Source organism: Halopiger goleimassiliensis, assembly GCF_000455345.1.
In the GTDB taxonomy this organism is placed as follows: domain Archaea; phylum Halobacteriota; class Halobacteria; order Halobacteriales; family Natrialbaceae; genus Halopiger_A; species Halopiger_A goleimassiliensis.
On sequence record NZ_HG315691.1, the window covers coordinates 757082 to 777347 of the forward strand.

Sequence of the window (20266 nt, forward strand, 5' to 3'; positions counted from 1 at the left end):
AGGTTTGTCTATGTGACTGACAAGGATCCATGGACCGATACACTTGGGTTTACGGACTTAGGTACCGACAAGCGTGAAAAGACCTTGGACGAGGTTAAAGAGCTAATCCAGTCGCTTGGGAATGAACACCCAGAGGTGTTTGAGGAGTGGGATATTAATGCCGGTGACTATCAACGTGAACTTAAGGATGCGGTCTTCTCACTCGGTGGAACCTTCCGTCAGTCCCACGGCGCGGACAATGAGGACATTGTTCGCGAGGTTTTCCTAGAACCGGCCGAGAAGCAAGGATATCTCTCGTTCACTGACCAGCGTGGGAGTGAACGTATCGATTTCAAAGGTCGGCTCAAAGACACGGGGGAGGTCTTTGCGATGGACGTGAAGGGTGGTGAAGGACAGAGCATCGGTCACCTGCTGGTTCCAACCAATACAGACACACTGATGGTGTGGAGCGAGCGGAATGCTCGCAACACCAAGTCCCCTGCGTCTCGGCTGAACGAGGTCATCAACCGAGCAGTGCGGTGGGGATTAAACCAAGACGAAGACCCAGGTTACATGATTATTCGCGATCCTCCAGCAGGTGCCCGTACGGAGAACGGTCGTGTCATCCCCGATGTGGTTGTTTTTCCAAATAAATATCCGTCACCGAGTAACCCAGACCCAGAGATGCCGACACTAGATGATCTCCACTTTGCTGAGATCCTGTTCAAAGTCACGACTGGTATCGGTGATCTCAACGATGAACAATGCCTGAAACATATCTGGTGGCATGAGATGCACTATGACGGACGAAATGGTGGAAAGATAGATAAGAATATTTACAATGCGTACGACGAAAATATCGAGTTGCAGACGAGATCTATCGACTACTCCCGCATCTCTGACGTAACCTGATTGGAAGTATTCTATTCCAGTGGTGGCCTCAACTGTCCTAGCAAAAAGACGGCATTCGTTCCAGCGCGTGGGGTTGCAAGCCAACCACCCACCGGTTGCACAGCGCGAAGATCGATTTCCCGAATATGAACACAAGCACGAATCGGCCGTGTTCATATTTCGTCGATCACCGTCGCGATGGGCGTGCCGATCGACCCGATCACATCGGATCCCGATACCACATTTATAACTGAACCGCGAGTGAGTAGCCGCAAAAATCTAGGAATAGCGGTTTGTGTCCACGAACATGACCTGCAACGACAGATCCGGACCGGTTACACCGGAAGGCCGTGAGGCGCATTAGGAAAATCAGCGTGTGAACGACTCGAGCACACGACCTCGACTCCTCCCGAAGTATCCGAAGAAACTCTCACCCACCAAAATCGCCCACAATCCATACTAACGACGCAATATCCACGTCAATTAGCAGTAGATATAAGTCGGTTCACATCAACGTACAACACGGAAGCCCGTCTCCGCGGGGACATACACACGAAATGTCCCGGGTGCTGGAACACCCGAGACGCGGCTTCCAACCCATGCAGGGTTCGAAAGCCATGTTTGCGTACATTCTACCGGGATATAAACGTCCCGCACGACCGCCGAATCGCCCGCCTCGAGTACCCTCCCGTACCCCCAGCGACAGCCATGAGCGGTGACGCCGACAGTCCGCCCGACGCACCGCTCTCGAGCTGTCCGCGCTGTGATCGCCCGGTCGCCACCGTGACGGTGGTCGGTCCCGGGGAGGCCGTCGCGGCCCCCTGTGGCTGTCGGGTCGCTCCCGGGACGATCACCGCCTCGCGGCTCGAGTGACCACCCGCTCGAGCCGCGGCGGTATGCCGGGCGTCGCGGCGACAGTCGGACGGGCTGCTGGCCGCCAGTGTCGGCGCAGCCGCGACCACCCTGCGACTGCGTCGGCGACCCGACGGCAGTCCGTCTCGTCCGCGGCGATGGCCGTCGGTACGGGGGGAGACGCCGACGGCATCGATTCCCAACGAAATCACCCACGCGACGCCCGGCCCGTAAGCGCGACTCGAGTGAATCGCTCGTCCGGCTGCGGTTCGAATTACCACGAAATCCCCCTCGAGCATCGCGAACGCCTCGCGTTCGCTCGACGCCGGCCCCGTTCAGTCCCGCCTGTGTCGGCTGGCCGGACTGGCCACCGTGGGGTGGGACCTTCGTAGTGGCCACACGTCGTCGGTCACCGACTCGCGTTACTCGTCGCCTTCGTAATTAAATACGCGAACGTGCACACAGCAAATAGCGCACCCGCCCGTCTCGACGATGAGCGACTGGATCACGACTCGGCAGGTGATACTCGAGGCGATCACTGCTGGATAGCGGTCGGGCTGGTCTACTGGTGGTTCGGCCGTGGCGTCGGCTCGACGCTCCTCGTTCCGTCCTCGCTGGAGTGACGTGGGGCCTCGGGAGAGCTGTCCTTCGCTACTGATCGTTACTGTCGCTCGCCGCTCGAGCGTTGTGCGCGGCGTCACGACCGCCGACGCCCCTCGAGTGCGGGCAACCGATATACCGGACGCGAACGAACTGGATGACGAGAGACGGATGCTCGAGGCTATCGGCTGGCTTCTCGTGCTCGTGGCCGCGGGACTGGCACTGCTCGTCCTCGCACTCCCGGCGATCGCCGTGCAGTGGTGGCAGTCCAACGCGTCGCCGCGGGAGCCGACCGCAGAACGCGAGGAAGAATCGGAACGCGAGTAGCCGACCGCTCGAGTGAGTCGGCGATTCGACGCCGTCGGCTATCGACTCGCGTTACTCGTCACCGGCACCGGCAGCCTTCGAGTCGTCCTCGAAGTCCGGTAGCGGCGTGAACGCCGTTTCGCCGCAGGCGGTACAGCCGTCGCGGCTGCCGATGGGCCGGATGGTACCGTCGGAGTGCTCGAGAGCAGCGTAGACGGAGCCGCAGTTTTCGCACGCTGCCACCAGTCGGTCATCCCCATCGCCTGACATCCCACTCGCGAGATTCGAATCGACCACGAAAAGCGACGTGCGAGTACGCGACTCCTCACAGTGTTGTTGTGATCTGAGTCACAACGGCAGGTCGGCTGCCTACAGGTCGTCCCGGTCGGTCAACACCGCGCGTTTCATCTCGGGGCAGCCGGCTTCGTGGGACACGCGCCCGTCGCTGGTGTACTCGACGACGGGGCAGTCCTCGGCTAGACACAGGTAACACGTCGCACCGCCCAGCGACTCGTCGGCCCGGCGTCGCCCCACGCTGTCGCACTCCGGACACGCGTGTTCTACCTCTGTGGCCATGTGTGTGGTTCGCACTCACGGAAGATAAGTCGGTCGCCCACCTCCCGCACGGTGGGACTGGACCGGTCACGTCACTGGGGTCGATAACCGATTCCAATCGCTTCTCGCAAATATTGTCGGTTGCTAGCAGTAGGTATAAGTTGCAGACGCTTGACAGGGGGAACGAACGCTGGCCGTCCCCGGTATGAGTTGGCGAACGCCACGCGGGGACGGCGACCACCGACGAGACGTCGAACCATGTACGGAGCCCACGCGACGCACTACCGACGGACGAATCGCCCACCTCGAGCAGCGACGACGAGCGGGAGCCCCCCCGCCGCCTGGAGGTCCCGATGAGCGACGGGGCCGACCACCCCCCTTCGTCGGAGGGGGTGGAGGAGGGAGAGCTGCCGGAGTGTCCCCACTGTGGCCGCCGGGTCGCCACGGTCTCGGTGCTGGGACCGACCGACGCGGTTGCGGCCCCCTGTGGCTGTTCGATCGCTCCCGGAACGTTCTCGGAACCGGACTTCGAGTGACGACCCACGTCGGATCGCCGTCTCACGCCGTCCCCGGAACGTCCGCGTCGGTCCCGGCCCGCTCGAGAGTCGCCGTTCGCGCCCACGTGACGGACGCGGATCGACGACCGTTCGCTTGCATGCCGGGAGTACAACCGGGTCGAGTCCTCTCGTTCAGCCATGGACGACACCGGCGTCGACACGAGCCCCGAGACGATCGCGTACAGCGACACCATCGCGGGCGCGGACTCCTTCGCCGAACAGGCCCGCCGGCGCGCGGAGACCGAACGCGAGGCCGTCGAGTGGGCGATCGACGAACTCGAGGAGTTGATCGCCGCCCGGGACGTCGACCTCGAGCCGCTGCTCGAGTACGCCCGGCGCAGTCGCGAGAGCCTCCCAAAGCGACACGACCGGGCCTACGAGGCGATGGCGGAGGTCTTCGACGTGGACGCCGACGTCTACGAGGTCTACGCCTTCGCGTACTCGGAGCTGTGCGAGAAGCTCTCGAGGGGCGAGGGTCGATCCGAGAAGAACCCGATGGGGACGGCGAACGGCTGTACCAACGTGCTGGTCTCGCCGCAGCGGGTTGACCCCGGGGCGAGCGTCGAGGGTGCGGCCAGCGACGACGCGGCCGGCGGCCCGCTGGTACTCAAGAACCGCGACATCGCGGGCCGCGGGACGCGACCGAAGTCGGTCGTCGAGCAACCGCCGATCGACGACTACTACGGGATCCTGACGGTCGATACCTGCGGGACCGTCGCGATGTTCAAGGGGGTCAACGACCAGGGACTGGTCGCGGCGAACACGTACATCGACAGCAAGTGCGAGTCGGTTGCCCCCGAGAAGCAACTTCGCAACGGGACGGTCATCCGCATGCTGCTCGAGGAGACGGCGACGGTCGACGAGGCCCGGGCACAACTCGAGTCCTACCCTACTCGCCGACTCTGCGGGCAGACGCTGTTTCTCGCGGACGACACCGACGCCGTCTTGCTCGAAGTCGACCCCGGTGCCGAGCGAATTATCGTCGACGACGAGCGGGTCGTCACGCGGACGAACCACTTCGTTCGCTCGGAGTCGACGCAGACCGAGAGTTCGACGAAACGACGCGAGCGCGCCCGCGAGTTGCTCGAGGGCACCGCGCGGATCGACCGGGACGACCTGTGGACGATCGCCCAGGATCACACGAACGGACCGGGCGACGACTCGATCTGTCGCCACCCCGAACCCGAGGTCGGCGAGCACGCGTTCGGCCAGCTCACGACGGCGAGTACGGCTATCTTCGAGGGCGGCTCGCCAACCATCGAAGTCGGGATGGGCAACCCCTGCGAAACCGAGCGCACGCGTTGTCGGTTCGGCGAGGAGGTGCCGGCCGATCTCCGGACGGGCGGACGCTGGCTCGAACGGGTTCAGTCCCGGTAGCGACACGGCCGGCGGTACGGGACGCGACCGTCCGTCCCGTCTATTGCGTTCCACTGTCGACTTTCCTGCACGACGTTGGGATATATACTAGAAATACGTACCTTTAACTGCGAGAACTAACGGGTCGAATTATGGGAACGAATCCCGATCGTAATCGGTCCCTGTTCAGCCGCCGCGGTTTCATGGCGGTGGGTGGGACGGCACTCGGAACGGCACTCGCCAGCGCCGGTCTTCGGACCGCAGCGGGGGAGTCAGCGCCCGAGACGGAGCTCGAGGCGCTATCCTTTTACTCCGCGGCGAGCCAGATCGCTCCCGACGGCGAGAGCGAACTGACCGACGAGGAGACGGTCGTCGTCTGGGCGGAGCCGACCGCGTACAACTTCGAGACGACCGATGACGGGCCGGAGACGGTCGTCTACGAGGACGCCGACATCCCGCTGGTCTCCGAGGACGGCAACGTGGTCGGCATCGGGACGGTCGATTTCCTCAGCGACGACCAGGGCGGGTTCGACGTCGACAACGAGCAGTTCATGCTCAACCTCTTCGACGCCAAGCTGGGCGGCGAGGGGACCGTCCTCTGGGACGAGGGCCACGACCAGTTCCACGAACTGGCCCTCGAGCACTACCACTCGTTCAGCCAGTACGCCGCGGACGCGGGCTACGACCTGACTGCGACGACGGACCTTCTGGGCGGCTCGACGCTGGTGTTGCCCTCGACGGCGAGCCAGGTCGCACCGGGCGGCGGCCCGCTTTCCGACCCCGAACACGTGCTGGTGTGGGCCGAACCCACCGCCGAAACCGTCGACGAGGCGGGCGACGAGGCGACCTACGACTACGGCGACGACGAGGCGATTCCGCTCGTCTCCCGCGACGGGGCCGTCGTCGGCTTCGGAACGCCGGAACTGCTCGAGGACGGTGATTTCACCGGTGCCAACGAGTCGTTCGTCCACGAGTTACTCGCCGACACCGTCGGCGAGGAGGGGACGATCCTCTGGGACGACGCTCACGACACCTACTACGACTCCTCGACGTTCGGCGCGTTCGCGAGCAGCGTCGAGAGCGCCGGCTACAGTTTCGAGGCCGTCGGCGACCTCCTCGGCGGCGACGCCGGCGTCGCGGAACTCGAGTTCTTCTCGACGGCCAGCCTGCTCGACGCGGACGGCGAGGCGCTGACCGACGACTCGCTGGTCGCGGTGTGGGCCGAATCGACCGCGGAGAACGTCGACGAGGCGGGCGACGGCTACGTCAGCTACGACGGCGTCGACGCGGACGTCCCGCTGGTCGCCGCGACGGAGCAGGTCGTCGGCGTCGGCGCGGCGCTGGCGACCGACGAGAGCGACGTCGACGCCAACCGCGAGTTCCTGGTCGAGGCCTGGATCGATCGCCTCGGCGGCACGGGAACCGTCTACTACGACGAGAGCCACGGCCAGGAACTGGCGCTCGCGGACTATAGCGACCTCGCGGCCGCCGCCGAGGAGCGTGGCTTCGACGTGACCGCGACCGACGACCTCGCGGCCGACCTCGGGGCCGCCGACCTCGTGATGATCACGACGCCGGACGAGCCGTTCACGGCGGCCGAACTCGAGGCACTCGCGTCGTTCGTCGCCGACGGTGGCGTCGTCTTCCTCCACGACGAGGCGGATTACGGGGGCCACGCGACCGAGACGCTGAACGACGTCGCCGCGGCGCTCGAGGCCCCCTTCCGGTTCAACTCGGACCAGGTCGTCGACGAGGAACACAGCGACTGGGCTCCGTTCGTGCTTCGAACGTCGAATTTCAACGACTCGTTCGACTTCTTCGGCGGCGGGGACGGCGACGCGCCCATCGACGAGGCGGACGTCGTCGCCATTCCCTCGCCCGCCGAGGCCTACACCGACGCGGAACTGGCGGCGCTCTCGAGTCACGTCGCCGACGGCGGTGCCCTCTTCCTCTTCGACGAGTCGGAGTTCACCAACGAGGAGACGGCGAACCTCAACGCCATCGCCGAGGAACTCGACCTCGCGTTCCGGTTCAACGCCGACCAGGTCGAGGACCAGCAACACAACGACGGCGCGGCCTTCGTCCCCACGACCTCGAACTTCAACGAGGCGTTCGACCTCTTCGACGGGCTGGAGACGACGGGACTCGAGGCCGCGGACGGGCTGGTCGTTACGTCACCATCCGAGTCGTTCTCGGACGCAGAACTCGAGGCACTGCAGTCGTTCGTCGCCGATGGCGGTGCCCTCTTCCTCTTCGACGAGTCGGACTTCGGCGGGCAGGGCAACACCGACTACGGCTTCGACGAGACGGAGAACCTGAACGCCATCGCGGACGCGCTCGACCTCTCCTTCCGGTTCAACTCGGACCAGGTCAACGACGGCGACGGGGAGTTCGACGTCACGACGACGAACTTCAACCCCGCGTTCGATTACTTCGACGAGCGCGAGGCCTCCATCGGCATCGAGTTCGACCCCGACGAGACCTACTACGGTCGCGTCGTGCGCGTCTTCGACGGCGACACCGTCGAGGTCGAGTTCGACACCGAGTACGACTACCGCGAGGTGGTCCGCCACCTCGGGGTCGACACGGCCGAGACGGGCGAGGACGCCAACGAAATCTACGAGTGGTTCGGCATCGAGGACCGCGACCACCTCGACACCTGGGGGACGAAGGCGAGCGAGTTCGCCCTCGAGCGGCTGACTCCCGAGGGAACCGAGACGGGCGACACCGACGTCGAGGGCCGGCGGATCGCACTCACGTTCGACGACGTCGAACCGATCCGGGGCAACTACGGCCGACTGCTCGGCTACATGTCCTACGACCCCGACGACTTCGACGCCGACCCCGATACGGGCTCGTTCTCGGTCGAGTACAACCTCGAGATGGTCGAGGAGGGCTACGCCCGCGTCTACTCCTCGGGCTTCGCTCGCCACGACGAGTTCGCGGCCGCCGAGGAAGCCGCCCTCGCCGAGGGACGGGGCGTCTGGTCTGCCGCCGACTTCGACGCGGTTCCGGAACGCCGGAACGATTCCGTCGAGGACGTCTTCGTGCCCCGCGCCTCGAGCGTGACGACTGCCAGCGGCCCGCTCGCCGACGACCGAGCGCCCGTCGTCGCCGGCCCGTCGGCCCAACAGGAACCGCTCGGTGATCGCGCCGTCGACGCCTACGACGACGTTCCCCTGATCGGCGTCGACCGCGAGCACCGCGTTGCGATGATCGGCGGCCTGCTGTTCAACGAGGCCTACGAATCCGGGGAGGAGTTCCCGGTCGACACGAGCGGCTACGGCAACTTCCCGCTGGTCACGAACCTCGCGCGCTACCTCTCGGCCAACGACGGCGACTTCCTCGTCGAGGGCGGCCACGCGCAGTTCGACGTCCCGGGATCGCTCTCGCTCGAGCGCACCCAGTACTACCTCCGCTACCTCGAGGGCGTCGGCTATCGCTTCCGCCAGCTCAACGACGTCGTGCAGACGCTCCCCGAGGAGGACGACCCGACCGTCCTCTTCGTCACCGCACCGGGACGGCCCTACACCGACGCCGAACTCGCCGCCTTGCGCGAGTACCGCGACGCCGGCGGCGCGGTGATCCTCGTCGGATCGGCCGCGGCCGACCCCGCACACCGCGACAACCTGGACGCCGTCGCCGCCGGCCTCGGCTCCGACCTGCGACTCAACGACGACCGGGTCGTCGACCCCGAGGACAACCTCGCCGACGAGCCGGACCTGCCGGTGACGAGCCGGTTCGACCGGTCGTTCCCGCTGTTCTCGCCGGTCGGCGACGGCCCGTTCGGGGACCTCGACCCGGACCAGCGGGCGTACCTCCGGCTGATCGCCGACGACGACGGCACCGTCAGCCGTGAGGCGGTCGACGGGGCCGTCGAGGACTGGTCGGCCGGCCGCATCGACCGCGAGACGCTCGAGGCGGCCATCGAGGCGTGGTCCGAGGGCCTGCAGGTGATCGTCTCATGAGGCGTCGGGTCACGCTCGGAGTCGCGACCGCGGCGCTGCTGCTCGTCGCGACGCTGGCGTTCGCTCCCGCCGCGTTCGGACTCGCCGAGGGCACGGCGCTGTCGCTCGAGAGCGACGACGCCGGCGCGGAGACGACCCACACCTGGTCGGTCGACGACGTCGACTTCGACGGCGAGGTGGACGCGATCGCCGTCGACTACCCCGTCGGAACGAGCCTCGACGGTCTCGACGACGGCGACGTGACGGTCGAACTCACGAGAGAAGGCGAGAGCGAGCCGACCGAGATCAGCGTCAACAGCGACGCCTACGCCGGGTCGGCGGCGACGTTCGACCTCAGCGGGAACTACAACACGGATATCGACGGCCCCGTCGTCGTCGAGATCGACGGGATCGAGAACCCGCCGGCCGGCGACGGCGAGGCGACGCTCACGTTCGTCGGCGACGACACGGTCGCCGTCGACGCCGCCTTCTCGAGCACGGAGTCGGCAACTGCGCCCGACTACGCCGACGCCGCGCTGGCCCTCGAGTCCGACGCGGCCGGCGCGCCGACGGTCCACTCCTGGACCCTCGAGGACATCGCGTACGAGGGCGAGGTCGATACCATCACCGTCGACTACCCCGACGGCACGCGGTTCGACGGCCTCGAGGACGGCGACGTCACCGTCGGGATCACGCGCGCAGGCGAGGACGAACCGACGACCATCGACGTCAACAGCGATACCTACGCGGGCTCGCAGGCGACGTTCGACCTGAGCGGCTGGTACGACACGGACGTCGACGGCCCGGTGACGGTCACGGTCGACGGCCTCGAGAACCCGCCGGCGGGCGAGCACGCGGCCGTGCTCGTCCTCGACGGGGACGACACCGTCACCGCCGAGGCCACGTTCGCAGTGGGCGAGACCGACGACGCCCTCGCCCTGACGATCACCGACGCCGACGGCGAACCGCTCGCGGAGACGCCCGTCGCCGTCGAACTCGAGGGGCCGAGCGAGACCGTCGCGCTCACGACGACCGACGCCGACGGCGTCGCGACCGTCGACGTGTCCGAGGCGGGGACTTACGAGGTTACCGTCACGGCCCAGGAGAAGGGCACGGCGACCGACACCGTCGCGGTCGCGGGCGAAACCGAGGCGTCGATCACGCTCGAGACGCCGACCACCGGCGCGATCGACGCACTCGTAACCGACGCGGACGGCGACCCGCTCCCCGAGGGAACGTGGGTGGCCGTCGACGGCGACGGCGCGTTCGGTCCGGTTCGAACCGGACAGGTCGGGACCGACGGCACCGTCCTGCTCGAGGGGATCGAGCCCGGAACGTACGACCTGACGGCGACGACCGTCGCGCACGGCGAGACCGACGCGCGGACGGTGTCGGTTCCCGCCGGCGGGACGGCGGCGACGGAACTGACCTACGCCGACGCGCCGACGAGCGGAACGATCGCGGGCACGGTGTCGACGCCCGACGGTGACCCGCTCGCGGAGACGACCGTCGTCGTGGAGTACGACGGCCCCGAGACGGGCGTCTCGATCGTCGAGACCGACGCCGACGGCGCGTTCGCCCTCGATCGCGTGCCGGCCGGGGCGTACGAGGTCGCCGTCACGGTCCAGGGGTACGCCTCGAGCGACCCCGTCACGGTCGACGCGACGGCCGGCGAGCAAACGGAGTTCGTCGTGACCGATCCCGAGACCGGTGCGATCGCGGGCACCGTCACCGACGCCGAGGGCGAGCCCCTCCCCGAGGGAACGTGGGTGACGTTCGCCGCCGACGGCTTCGAGGCGGACGAGACGGTCCAGCTCGAGGCCGACGGCGAGTTCCTGCTCGAGGGCGTCGCGCCCGGCGAGTACGCGGTCGTCGCCGAGACGCTCTCCCACGGCGAGACCGCGGCAGTCGACCTCGCGGTCGCGGCCGACGAGACGACGACCGTCGAGTTCACCTACGCGGAGAGCGACGACGGAGACGTCCCCGAGGACCGCGGCGAGGACGTCCCGGAACTGCACTACTGGAGCGAGGACGTCGACGGCGACGTGGTCGTCCACGGCGACGTCGAGGGCGACGTCGTGCTCGGCGGCGCGACCGAGATCGACGGCGACCTCCTGATCGCGGGCGACGTCGCGGGCGACGTGATCGTCCGCGGCGCGTCGTCGGTCGACCGGATACTCGTCGGCGGCGCTGTCGAGGGTGACGTGCGACTGCTCGGCAGCGGTTCCGTCGGTGGCGACGTCACCGCCGAGTCGGTCGAGACGGTCGCTGTCCGGGGCAACGCGGCCATCGAGGGCTCGCTCGAGGTCGACGCGATCGGTTCCCTCGAAGTCGTCGGCTCCGGATCGATCGGCGACGTGGCCCTCGAGACGGTGGACCGAATCGACCTCCGTGGCGGCTCGAGCGTCGATAGCGTCACCGTCGCGGACGAAACGGGCACGTTCGAGGTTCGCGGCGGCGTGACCGTCGACGGGACGGTCTCGCTGTCGACGGTCGAGACGGTCCGGCTGGTCGGCGGCGTCACCGTGGCCGGCGATCTGGTCGCTACGGAGGTTACGGCGGAACTCGACGCGCCGTCGCGACTCGTCGACGGAGAAATCCTGATCGAGGAGACGCCTGACGGTGCGTCCAACGGTCCCGGGAACGGCGACGGCCCTGGGAACGAAAACGGTAATGCTCCCGGGAACGGCAACGGCCCGCCGTGGGCCGCTCTCCCGGGCTGATCGCGCGCCGGCCCGTTGCCGACTGCGGCTTTCGTTTTCAGACTCTTGCCCGACGAGTCCCGAGGTCGGCCTCGAGTCGGTCGGCGGCCTGGAGTCGACACTGTTTCGCGTGGCGCTTCGACAGCCGTCCGTCGGGGAGTCGATCGGCGTAGGGCCGGTAAGCCGACGGCGAGAAGCCCAGCCGCCGGAGGTACCGGCGGACCCGGGGGCTCTCGAGGCCGTCGTGGATCGCGGCGTCGGTGACGTGCTCGACGGTCTCGAACGGCGGGAGCGAGACCGGCCCGCCGCGGCCGTCGGGGGTGGGTGCCGTGCCGCCGTCGGCGGCGACCGTCGGCCCGCCAACGCTCGTACCGTTGGCGTCCGCGCGCATGACCGTCGATCGCACGTCCTCGGCCAGCTGGAGCACCTGGCCCGGCAGCGCCGTATCGGGCGAGCGCCACTCGACGGTGGGCATCGCCGTCCGGAGGCGAACGGGGGTCCAGACGGCGTCGTAGGGGTCGAACTCGTCGTCGAACGTCTCGAGGTCGACGCCGCGCTCTCTCGCGCGTTCGCGGAAGCAGTCGTAGGCCGACTCGAGGCGGGCCTCCCACTCGGCGACGCTGTCGACGTAGGGCCACAGCTGGCCCTGTTCGGGGCAGGTATCGTAACACGAGCGCCGGTAGAGGTAGGGGCGGGCACACTCGAGAATCGGCTCGCCGCGGTAGTGCGAGGCGCTGTTGACCAGCGCGAAGGCGGGGTCGATCGCCGTCAGCGTGTTCAGCTGGTCGACGACGTTCGACTGCTCGAGGTGGAGGTGCGTGCCGGCACACACCCGCGCGTCGTCGAACGTCGGGCCGACGATCCGGCGCTGGAGGTCGGTGCCGCGCTTGTCGCGGTAGGGGATCTCCGCCGGCGTGGCCCGCAGCGGCGTCGCCAGCGGGACGAGCCGCTTGTCCTGGTCGCGGGCCGCGTCGACGACCTCCGCCAGGAGGCCGAGAAACTCCTCGCGGAGTTCGTCCATCGAGGCACACGGGGTCGTTTTCAGCTCGAGCATCGGCTCGACGAACTCGGGATCGATCTGCTCCGAGACGTCGAGCAGCGTGTCGGGTGCAGTCAGGTCGCCGTCGTCGTCGACGACCCAGTACTCCACCTCGAGGCTTGTGTTCATGGATGTGTCTCCGTTGAACCGGGATCGCGGTGGCCCTCGAGGAAGCTGTCACCGGGCCACGGTTCGCGGACGAACTCCCGGAATCGCACTCCGGGAGCGGGGCGTCCGGACACCGCTCCTGTCCTGTGGATCGGAGATAGGCAACGTCCGGGTGAAGCCGTTGAGCCTGCACCTGCCGGTCACAAGGTTGACAGGGGCTCTCACCCACCCGCACTGACGCCGAGGAGGGTCGCCGCCTGCTCCCGAATCGCTACTGACATCGGCGTCACGTGGTTGGGGTGGGGTTGCTACCGCATTCATACTCGTCCGGTAACAAAGTGACACTGCACATGAGCGCCAACGGAGACGAGACGGAGCGTAGCGCGTCGGTAATCGTCGTCGGCGGCGGCCCCGCCGGCCTGAGCGCGGCGCTGTTCGCCGCGAAGAACGGCCTCGAGACGACGGTCTTCGACACGGACGAGACCTGGATGCACAAGGCACACCTGTTCAACTACCTCGGGATCGGCTCGGTCGGCGGCACCGAGTTCATGGCGACGGCGCGCCAGCAGGTCGACGACCTCGGCGCGGACCGCCACCAGGGCGAGGAAGTGACGAGCGTGGAGGAACGCGGCGACGGCTTCGTCGTCGAGACGGACGCGGACAGTTACGAGGCTGACTACGTGATCCTCGCCACGGGCGCGAACCGCGACCTGGCCGAGGAACTCGGCTGTGCGTTCACCGAGGAGGGCGTCGTCGACGTCGACGTCGACATGGAGACCAGCGTCGAGGGCGTCTACGCCACCGGCGCGATGGTCCGCCCCGAGGAGTGGCAGGCCGCCATCGCCGTCGGCGACGGTGCTGCCGCCGCGTTGAACGTCCTCTCGACCGAGAAGGGCGAGTACTACCACGACTTCGACGTCCCGGACGACGCCGCGCGCGTCTTCGGCGAGCACGTCGCGGAGTAACGCCCGATCGATCGGCTTCTCGATTCAGCCCGGTTCCCTAAGGCTCTCGGGGTCGTATCCCCGTACGATACGTGTAAAGCCAACACACAACACACTGAACCGTGACGCGACCGTCGTCACATCCACCACGACCACGGTCCGCGATCCTCGAGCACGCCCTCGCGATCCACGACGCAGACACGCGATTCACCATCGACGACCCACGATCACCAATGTCAGACGACAGCATTCCCGTCACGCCAGAACTGCCGGACAGCCCCGTCCACACGACCGGAACCGACCACATCACCGTCTGGGGAAGCAACGCGGAGGACACCATCGCGTTCTATCGCGACCTCCTCGGCATGCCGCTGGTTCTCCGCCAGCCCAATCTGGACGACCCCTCCCAGACCCACCTCTTTTTCGACACCGGGGATGGTCGCATCCTCACGTTCTTCGTGGGCGACCGCCCCTCCGCCCGCGGCCAGCGCGCCGGCGTCGGTGCCGTCCACCACCTCTGTTTCAGCGTCGACCCCGACGAGTACGAGGACACCATGCGCGCCCTCGAGGACGCCGGCAAGGGCTACAACGTCTTCGACCGAGGCATCTTCCACTCGATCTACACCCGGGACAACAACGGCCTCGTGATCGAACTCTCGACGGACAAGTACGAGATCCCCGACGACCGCCGCGGCGAGGTGCTCGCGAAGGCCCAGGAACTCCGCGAGGAAGACGGTGCCGACTACGCCAAGGACGAACACCTGCGGGGCGCGATCGAGGCGCTTGGCCTCGAGGTGGTCGAACACGACCTTCCCGACGCCGACGCCGGCGTCGGTGGTCTCGAATGAGCGACGGCTCGCCGGACGCGTCGGCCGTCGCCGACTACGACGCCGACGGTCCCCACCAGGACCAGCCCCTCGTGACGGCCGGGACCGACCTCGGCGACGCCGAGGCCGCCGTCGTGTTCACCCACGGCCGCGGCGCGACGGCCCGTAGCATCATTCAGATGGGCCGGGAGGTCCATCGCGAGGGCGTCGCCCTGCTCGCCCCGCAGGCCCGGCGCAACACCTGGTACCCGAACTCGTTTCTCGCCCCCGTCGCGGAGAACGAACCCGGGCGCACGTCCGGTCTGCGGGCCGTCGCCGACGCCATCGGCGAGGCGACCGCCGCCGGCATCCCGGCAGAGCGCGTCCTCCTCGTCGGCTTCTCCCAGGGGGGCTGTCTCGCCAGCGAGTTCGTCGCCCGTAATCCGCGACGCTACGGCGGGTTGGCCGCCCTGAGCGGCGGCCTCATCGGCGAGTCGGTCGACCCCGAGGACTACCTCGCAGGCGACGGCGACCTCGAGGAGACCCCCGTCTTCCTCGGCTGCAGCGACGTCGACCCCCACATCCCCGAGGAGCGCGTCCACGAGACCGCCGACGTGCTCGCGGCGCTCGGTGGCGACGTCACCACCCGCATCTACGAGGGGATGGGCCACGGCGTCAACGAGGACGAACTCGAGTTCGTCTCCGGGATGGTCGAAAATCTGCTCGAGTAGCGTCACTCGGCGGCTCTCCGTTCGATTCCGGGTGTGTATTGATGGTACCGTGATGGCAGCGGAACGGTTGTCGGCGACTGGATCGAGCACACGTTGAAAGCCCCCGGCCGTCTCGAGTCGGGGGACTCGTTGCGCGCTTCGCTCACTGCGTTCGCTGTAGTGCTACCGTCGTCCGCCTTCCTCGAGACGGCCGGCCCCTTTCAGTCCCACCCGGAGCCTCTCCCTCCCCAGCCGGCTCGTTCGCTTCGCTCACTCGCCCCTCGCGTGTCGACGAACCGTCCTTCGCATCTGCTCACGGCTCACTCCGTTCGCCGTTCGCGTTCCGAGGTGCTCCCGTTGGTCGCACCTCGCTTTGCTCGGACGGTTCGCCAGCGCGCCAGGTGGCCGGGAGCACGCCTCCGCGCCTCCCGCGTGGAGGCGTGCGACCCGGGGAAGGGCAGGGTGCGGTCCCTGGTGGACTGAAAGGGCGAGCCGCTGTGGCGTTTCACGTGGTCGTCTCAGCGACCCCTATCCGCGCAAGCGCGGATATGTCGCTGAGCGACCGCCACAGCGGCGAGGGCTTTCGAGGGATTCGACGTTCGAGTTCCCCGCTGCACTAGCGAAAATCACATCACCGACTCGATCGAAAAGTCCTCAATTCACACCCGAAATTTATCGCGGTAATCCGACGAGGCACCCGAACCCGATCGCTTCGAGAACGCTGACGGTACGGCGGAGTCGACGGATCAGATCGGATCACTGTTCGGACGCGCCGGACGACCGCTTTTGGCGCTCGATCGCGTAGGTCGGCTCATGAACTCGAGCGACGACTCGCGCCGCTCGTTCCTGGCGGGGGTCGCCGGCCTCGCCGCCGTACCGGTTGCGGGCTGCCTGGGCGGGGACGACGACGATCCGTCCGTCGAGGAGCCGGTGGTCGACGTCGCGGAGGCACTCGAGGGCGAGACCGATCCCGACGCGTGGCGGGACGTCTCCGAGATCAGGTTCGAGGGGTGGGTCGGTGGCTGGGTGGGCGTCGAGCCGCCGGCGATCGATCGGGTGGAGAACCCGACCTTGGTCCTGTTCGACGGCCGGGAGTACGAACTCACCTGGGAGAACATGGACGGGATCCACCACAACGTCGCGTTCTGGGACGCGGATCGGGAGGTCGTCGACGGCTACGCGACCGAGGGCAACGAGGAGGAGGGTCGGACCGAGACGCTGGCGTTCGAGGCGACGCCCGAGATGGCGACCTACCGCTGTGAGTACCAGCCGGCGGGACAGGTCGGCGACGTCGAGGTCCGGCGGGAGTAGGGCCGATTCGCGACCGCGAGCCCCTATCGGACGACCGTCACCGGGACGGGCGCGCGACGAACGATCTTCTCCGCGACGCTGCCCAGCAGCACGCGCGAGACGCCCGTCCGGCCGTGGTTGCCGACGACGATGTGGTCGACGTCGTGCTCGCCGGCGAACTCGACGACCTCGTGGGCGGGGTCGCCGACCCTGACCTCGGTCCGGAACGCGGCCTCGCTCGAGCCCGCGAGGTCGGTGACTTCCTCGAGCAGTTCCTCGTCGGCTTCCTCCGTGCGCTCGCCCAGCGCCTCGCGGGCGAGTTCGACGCCCGCACCGGTGTAGCCCTCGGCCAGCTCGAGGACGCGCAGCAGGACGATCTCCTCGTCGGGATACTCCTCGAAGGCGTAGGTCGCGGCGTCCTGTGCTGGCGCGGAACCGTCGTAGGCGACGAGTACGCTCATACTGGCCGGTAGGCGTCCCGCGCACATAACTATCCGCGATCGCGGAAACGAATCCGGTCCATTATACGGGTTCGCTCGGTAGCCCGTGATCGTGAGCGACTGGAACCAGTACAAGGGCGACGCCGCCCACTCGGGGATCGCGCCCGACCGGGAGGGGCCGCGGCTGATCGAGGAGGCCTGGACGGCCGACCTCGTCGGCCCGGTCGGAACGCCCGTCTGCGACCACGACACCGTCTACGTCGGCACGACGCGGGGCAACTGCTACGCGCTCGAGGCCGAGACGGGCCGGCGACGATGGACGGTCGAGACCACGCAGGCGACCGACACCGCGCCGGTCGTCACTCGCGAGTTCCTCTACTTCGGTACCGAGGACGGGCGGATTCACGCAGTCGATCCCGCGACCGGTGACCCGCGGTGGGAGCGGACCCTGCCCGGCGAACTCGGGGGCGCGCCGACGCTCGCGGATGGACGGCTCTACGCCCCCCACGAACGCGGCGTGACGGCGCTCGAACCGGAGACGGGTGATCCGCTGTGGACGGCCGAGACCGAGGCCGCGGCCCTCGAGCCGCCGGCCGTCGGTGACGACCGGTCCTGGAGCGGCCCGCGCGTCTTCGTCGGGACGGCCGACGAGACTGTCCACGCGTTCGAGGCCGCCGACGGCGAGGAAGTCTGGAGCGTCCCGCTGGGCGACGACCTCGCTGGCGCGCCGACGGCCGTCGACGGCCGGGTCTACGTCGCGGACGGGAGCGGCACGATGGTCGCGCTCGACGGCGACTCCGGGCAGTCGTGGTTCTCCTACGACGGGACGAGCCGGTTTACCTCCTCGGTGACGGTCCTGCCGGGCGAGGACCTGGCCGTCGACGAGATTCCGACGGCCGACGGTGACGCCGAGGGCGGGACGACGTTCGTCGGCGCGGCTGACGGCTACGTCCACGTCACCGACACGACGTTCGGCCGGCGGAAGGTCCGCGGTTGGCTGTTCTCGAAGAAAGGGCTCGCACTCGATGGCGAGGTCCACGCCACGCCGGTCGTCGTCGGCGGCGTCGTCTGCGTCGCGGACACGACCGGGTCGATCTACGGCATCGACGCCGACCGCTACGATCACTGGTGGCACTTCGCCGCCGACGGCCCCGTCACGAGCACCCCCGCGGTCGGCGACGCGAGACTGTTCGTCGGCAGTGAGGACGAACGACTCTACTGTCTCGAGTGGACGCCGGGCGACCAGCCGGGTGCGTAGCGACGGTTCGTCGCTCGCGCCCCGGTCGTTCAGATGACGTCGTCCGGATCGTGGCTCTCTGCCATCCGCCGGGCTTCGCGTACTGTTCGCGCTCGCGTTCGTCGTCGACCATCCCCAGGTTGTGCGGTTCGACCTCGAGCGCGGCGGTCGGCTCGCGAACGTCGCCGTATGAGGTCAGCGCCCGTTCTTTCCGGACGTATCGGCGGCCGTCCGCGTCGCGTACGTGAGGATGATCAGGTTCTGCTCACCGTGAGAGCGGCGCTCTCACGACCCCTCGCTCGTTTCACTCCCGAGGACGCCGTCGGAGTAGGTCCGCTCGACCAGCCAGACCCGGACGACGTCGTCGCTGTCGGTCACGTCCATCGGTATTCTACGCACGCTGAAATGGGTTCGGTCAGGGTGTCGTCGCGACGGACCTCCCCCGACCACCGCGACGGATCGCCAGTAGCGACGTTCTCGCTCTCGAATCGCTCTCGAGATCCGAGGGGTCGTTCTCGAGCCCCGTGCCGGCCGGCACTTTCACTTTCACTTCCCTGTTAACGAGGGTTTATGAGGGGTCCGGCGCAACGATGGAGTATGCCAGAAGCAGATCTCGAGGAACTCCCCGGCGTCGGACCGGCAACCGCAGACAAACTCAAGGACGCAGGCTTCGACTCCTTCCAGAGTCTCGCCGTCGCCTCCCCGTCGGAGCTGTCGAACACGGCCGACGTCGGCGAGTCCACGGCCGCTGACATCGTCAACGCCGCCCGCGACGCCGCCGACGTCGGCGGCTTCGAGACCGGCTCGACGGTGCTGGAGCGTCGCAACAAGATCGGCAAGCTCTCGTGGCACATCGACGAGGTCGACGACCTGCTCGGCGGCGGGATCGAGACCCAGTCGATCACCGAAGTGTACGGCGAGTTCGGCTCCGGCAAGTCGCAGGTCACCCACCAGATGGCCGTCAACGTCCAGCTTCCCCAGGAGGTCGGCGGCCTCCACGGCAGCGCCATCTTCGTGGACAGCGAGGACACGTTCCGCCCCGAGCGGATCGACGACATGGTCCGCGGGCTCCCCGACGAGGCCATCGAGGCCGCGCTCGAGGACCGCGAGATCGAGGGCTCGCCCGGCGACGAGGACGCGATGGAGGAACTCGTCGACGACATCCTCGAGAAGATCCACGTCGCGAAGGCGTTCAACTCCAACCACCAGATGCTGCTCGCCGAGAAGGCCAAGGACCTCGCGAGCGAACACGAAGACTCCGAGTATCCCGTCCGTCTGCTCGCGGTCGACTCCCTGACCGCCCACTTCCGTGCCGAGTACGTCGGTCGTGGCGAACTCGCGGACCGCCAGCAGAAGCTCAACAAACACCTCCACGACCTCGACAAGGTCGGCAACCTCTACAACGCTGCCGTCATCGTCACCAACCAGGTCGCCTCGAACCCCGACTCGTTCTTCGGCGACCCGACCCAGCCCATCGGTGGGAACATCCTCGGCCACAAGTCGACGTTCCGCATCTACCTGCGCAAGTCCAAGGGCGACAAGCGGATCGTCCGCCTGGTCGACGCGCCGAACCTCGCCGACGGGGAGGCCGTCATGCGCGTCGAGGACGCGGGGCTGAAGCCCGAGTAGATCGTAATCACCCTACTGCGTTCGACCGACGGGCTACGTGTATTCGGTTCGTACGTTCGCTTGAGGCGTTTCCGACGGACCACTTCACTGATCCCGCCGTTCGAATCCATCCGGAATCGATTGCGTTCGACCCTTCTTCGATCCGAACTACTCGTTCTCGCCGCAAGACGGCCTGTTACCCGACCACTCGAGTGCCCCGACAACTATCCGCGACCGTTCGACTGCGTCGAACTCGCGTGCTGATCCACTACACCCGCTGGCCGATGAGGGCTGCTCCGGGCTGAAACTCGTTATTGCACCTCGATCAATATGAACTTT

The 20266-nt window shown here is 67.4% G+C and carries 17 protein-coding genes and 1 pseudogene; 13 read left to right on the forward strand and 5 right to left on the reverse strand.

The genetic code is table 11. From position 1 onward, the window contains the following. The first annotated feature begins 12 nt into the window (after positions 1 to 12). The 3 genes from TX79_RS18370 (at position 13) to TX79_RS18375 (ending at position 2649) form a co-directional block, all read left to right on the forward strand. A complete protein-coding gene (locus tag TX79_RS18370) occupies positions 13 to 891 on the forward strand; it encodes a hypothetical protein (protein ID WP_049929107.1) in 879 nt (292 codons plus the stop codon). A 687-nt stretch (positions 892 to 1578) separates the two neighbouring features. Continuing rightward, positions 1579 to 1743 (forward strand): hypothetical protein, encoded by a 165-nt coding sequence (locus TX79_RS19780; RefSeq protein WP_195892535.1) that lies wholly within the window; start codon positions 1579 to 1581, stop codon positions 1741 to 1743. 750 nt (positions 1744 to 2493) lie between these two features. Then, positions 2494 to 2649, forward strand: a complete 156-nt coding sequence (locus TX79_RS18375; RefSeq protein WP_154660593.1) for a hypothetical protein — start codon at positions 2494 to 2496, stop codon at positions 2647 to 2649. Between the two features lie 51 nt (positions 2650 to 2700). Here TX79_RS18375 and TX79_RS18380 read toward each other — a convergent pair whose 3' ends face one another. Both TX79_RS18380 and TX79_RS18385 read right to left on the reverse strand, forming a co-directional pair. Then, positions 2701 to 2871 (reverse strand): hypothetical protein, encoded by a 171-nt coding sequence (locus TX79_RS18380; RefSeq protein ID WP_326544642.1) that lies wholly within the window; start codon positions 2869 to 2871, stop codon positions 2701 to 2703. A gap of 126 nt (positions 2872 to 2997) precedes the next feature. Then, positions 2998 to 3204, reverse strand: a complete 207-nt coding sequence (locus tag TX79_RS18385; protein WP_049929110.1) for a hypothetical protein — start codon at positions 3202 to 3204, stop codon at positions 2998 to 3000. Positions 3205 to 3536: 332 nt separating this feature from the next. Here TX79_RS18385 and TX79_RS18390 point away from each other — a divergent pair, with 332 nt between their 5' ends. From TX79_RS18390 to TX79_RS18405, 4 genes are all read left to right on the forward strand, one after another. Further along, positions 3537 to 3719 (forward strand): hypothetical protein, encoded by a 183-nt coding sequence (locus TX79_RS18390; RefSeq protein ID WP_049929111.1) that lies wholly within the window; start codon positions 3537 to 3539, stop codon positions 3717 to 3719. A 159-nt stretch (positions 3720 to 3878) separates the two neighbouring features. Then, entirely contained in the window at positions 3879 to 5117 is a 1239-nt protein-coding gene (locus TX79_RS18395; RefSeq protein WP_049929112.1) for a C45 family autoproteolytic acyltransferase/hydolase, read from the forward strand. A gap of 131 nt (positions 5118 to 5248) precedes the next feature. Beyond that, on the forward strand, positions 5249 to 9064 hold the full coding sequence (locus TX79_RS18400) for a thermonuclease family protein (protein ID WP_230198618.1): 3816 nt from the start codon (positions 5249 to 5251) through the stop codon (positions 9062 to 9064). Then, positions 9061 to 11766 (forward strand): carboxypeptidase regulatory-like domain-containing protein, encoded by a 2706-nt coding sequence (locus TX79_RS18405; protein ID WP_049929114.1) that lies wholly within the window; start codon positions 9061 to 9063, stop codon positions 11764 to 11766. Before TX79_RS18400 ends, TX79_RS18405 begins: the two co-directional genes overlap by 4 nt. 37 nt (positions 11767 to 11803) lie before the next feature. Here TX79_RS18405 and TX79_RS18410 read toward each other — a convergent pair whose 3' ends face one another. Beyond that, positions 11804 to 12913: a glutamate-cysteine ligase family protein gene (locus tag TX79_RS18410; RefSeq protein ID WP_049929115.1), complete on the reverse strand. Its 1110-nt coding sequence runs from the start codon at positions 12911 to 12913 to the stop codon at positions 11804 to 11806. A gap of 329 nt (positions 12914 to 13242) precedes the next feature. Here TX79_RS18410 and TX79_RS18415 point away from each other — a divergent pair, with 329 nt between their 5' ends. The 4 genes from TX79_RS18415 to TX79_RS18430 all read left to right on the forward strand — a co-directional run bounded on the left by TX79_RS18415 (position 13243) and on the right by TX79_RS18430 (position 16663). Then, entirely contained in the window at positions 13243 to 13857 is a 615-nt protein-coding gene (locus tag TX79_RS18415) for an NAD(P)/FAD-dependent oxidoreductase (protein WP_049929116.1), read from the forward strand. A 212-nt stretch (positions 13858 to 14069) separates the two neighbouring features. Next, positions 14070 to 14684 (forward strand): VOC family protein, encoded by a 615-nt coding sequence (locus TX79_RS18420; protein WP_049929117.1) that lies wholly within the window; start codon positions 14070 to 14072, stop codon positions 14682 to 14684. Further along, positions 14681 to 15373, forward strand: a complete 693-nt coding sequence (locus tag TX79_RS18425; RefSeq protein WP_049929118.1) for an alpha/beta hydrolase — start codon at positions 14681 to 14683, stop codon at positions 15371 to 15373. The genes TX79_RS18420 and TX79_RS18425 overlap by 4 nt, the downstream gene beginning before the upstream one ends. A 792-nt stretch (positions 15374 to 16165) precedes the next feature. After that, on the forward strand, positions 16166 to 16663 hold the full coding sequence (locus TX79_RS18430) for a cupredoxin domain-containing protein (RefSeq protein ID WP_049929119.1): 498 nt from the start codon (positions 16166 to 16168) through the stop codon (positions 16661 to 16663). 23 nt (positions 16664 to 16686) lie between these two features. Here the strand turns inward: TX79_RS18430 and TX79_RS18435 are convergent, their stop codons facing one another. Continuing rightward, positions 16687 to 17103 carry a universal stress protein gene (locus TX79_RS18435; RefSeq protein WP_049929120.1) on the reverse strand — a complete coding sequence of 139 codons (417 nt, stop codon included), beginning with the start codon at positions 17101 to 17103 and terminating at the stop codon, positions 16687 to 16689. Between the two features lie 91 nt (positions 17104 to 17194). Here TX79_RS18435 and TX79_RS18440 point away from each other — a divergent pair, with 91 nt between their 5' ends. Next, positions 17195 to 18340, forward strand: coding sequence for a PQQ-binding-like beta-propeller repeat protein (locus TX79_RS18440; RefSeq protein WP_049929272.1), 1146 nt, complete (start codon positions 17195 to 17197; stop codon positions 18338 to 18340). 29 nt (positions 18341 to 18369) lie between these two features. Here the strand turns inward: TX79_RS18440 and TX79_RS20125 are convergent. Then, positions 18370 to 18703 (reverse strand): annotated as a pseudogene (locus TX79_RS20125) (hypothetical protein). 213 nt (positions 18704 to 18916) lie between these two features. Between TX79_RS20125 and radA the strand changes: the two are divergent. Beyond that, complete coding sequence (gene radA / locus TX79_RS18445; RefSeq protein WP_049929121.1) at positions 18917 to 19948, forward strand: DNA repair and recombination protein RadA; 1032 nt, start codon at positions 18917 to 18919, stop codon at positions 19946 to 19948. Positions 19949 to 20266 lie beyond the last annotated feature (318 nt).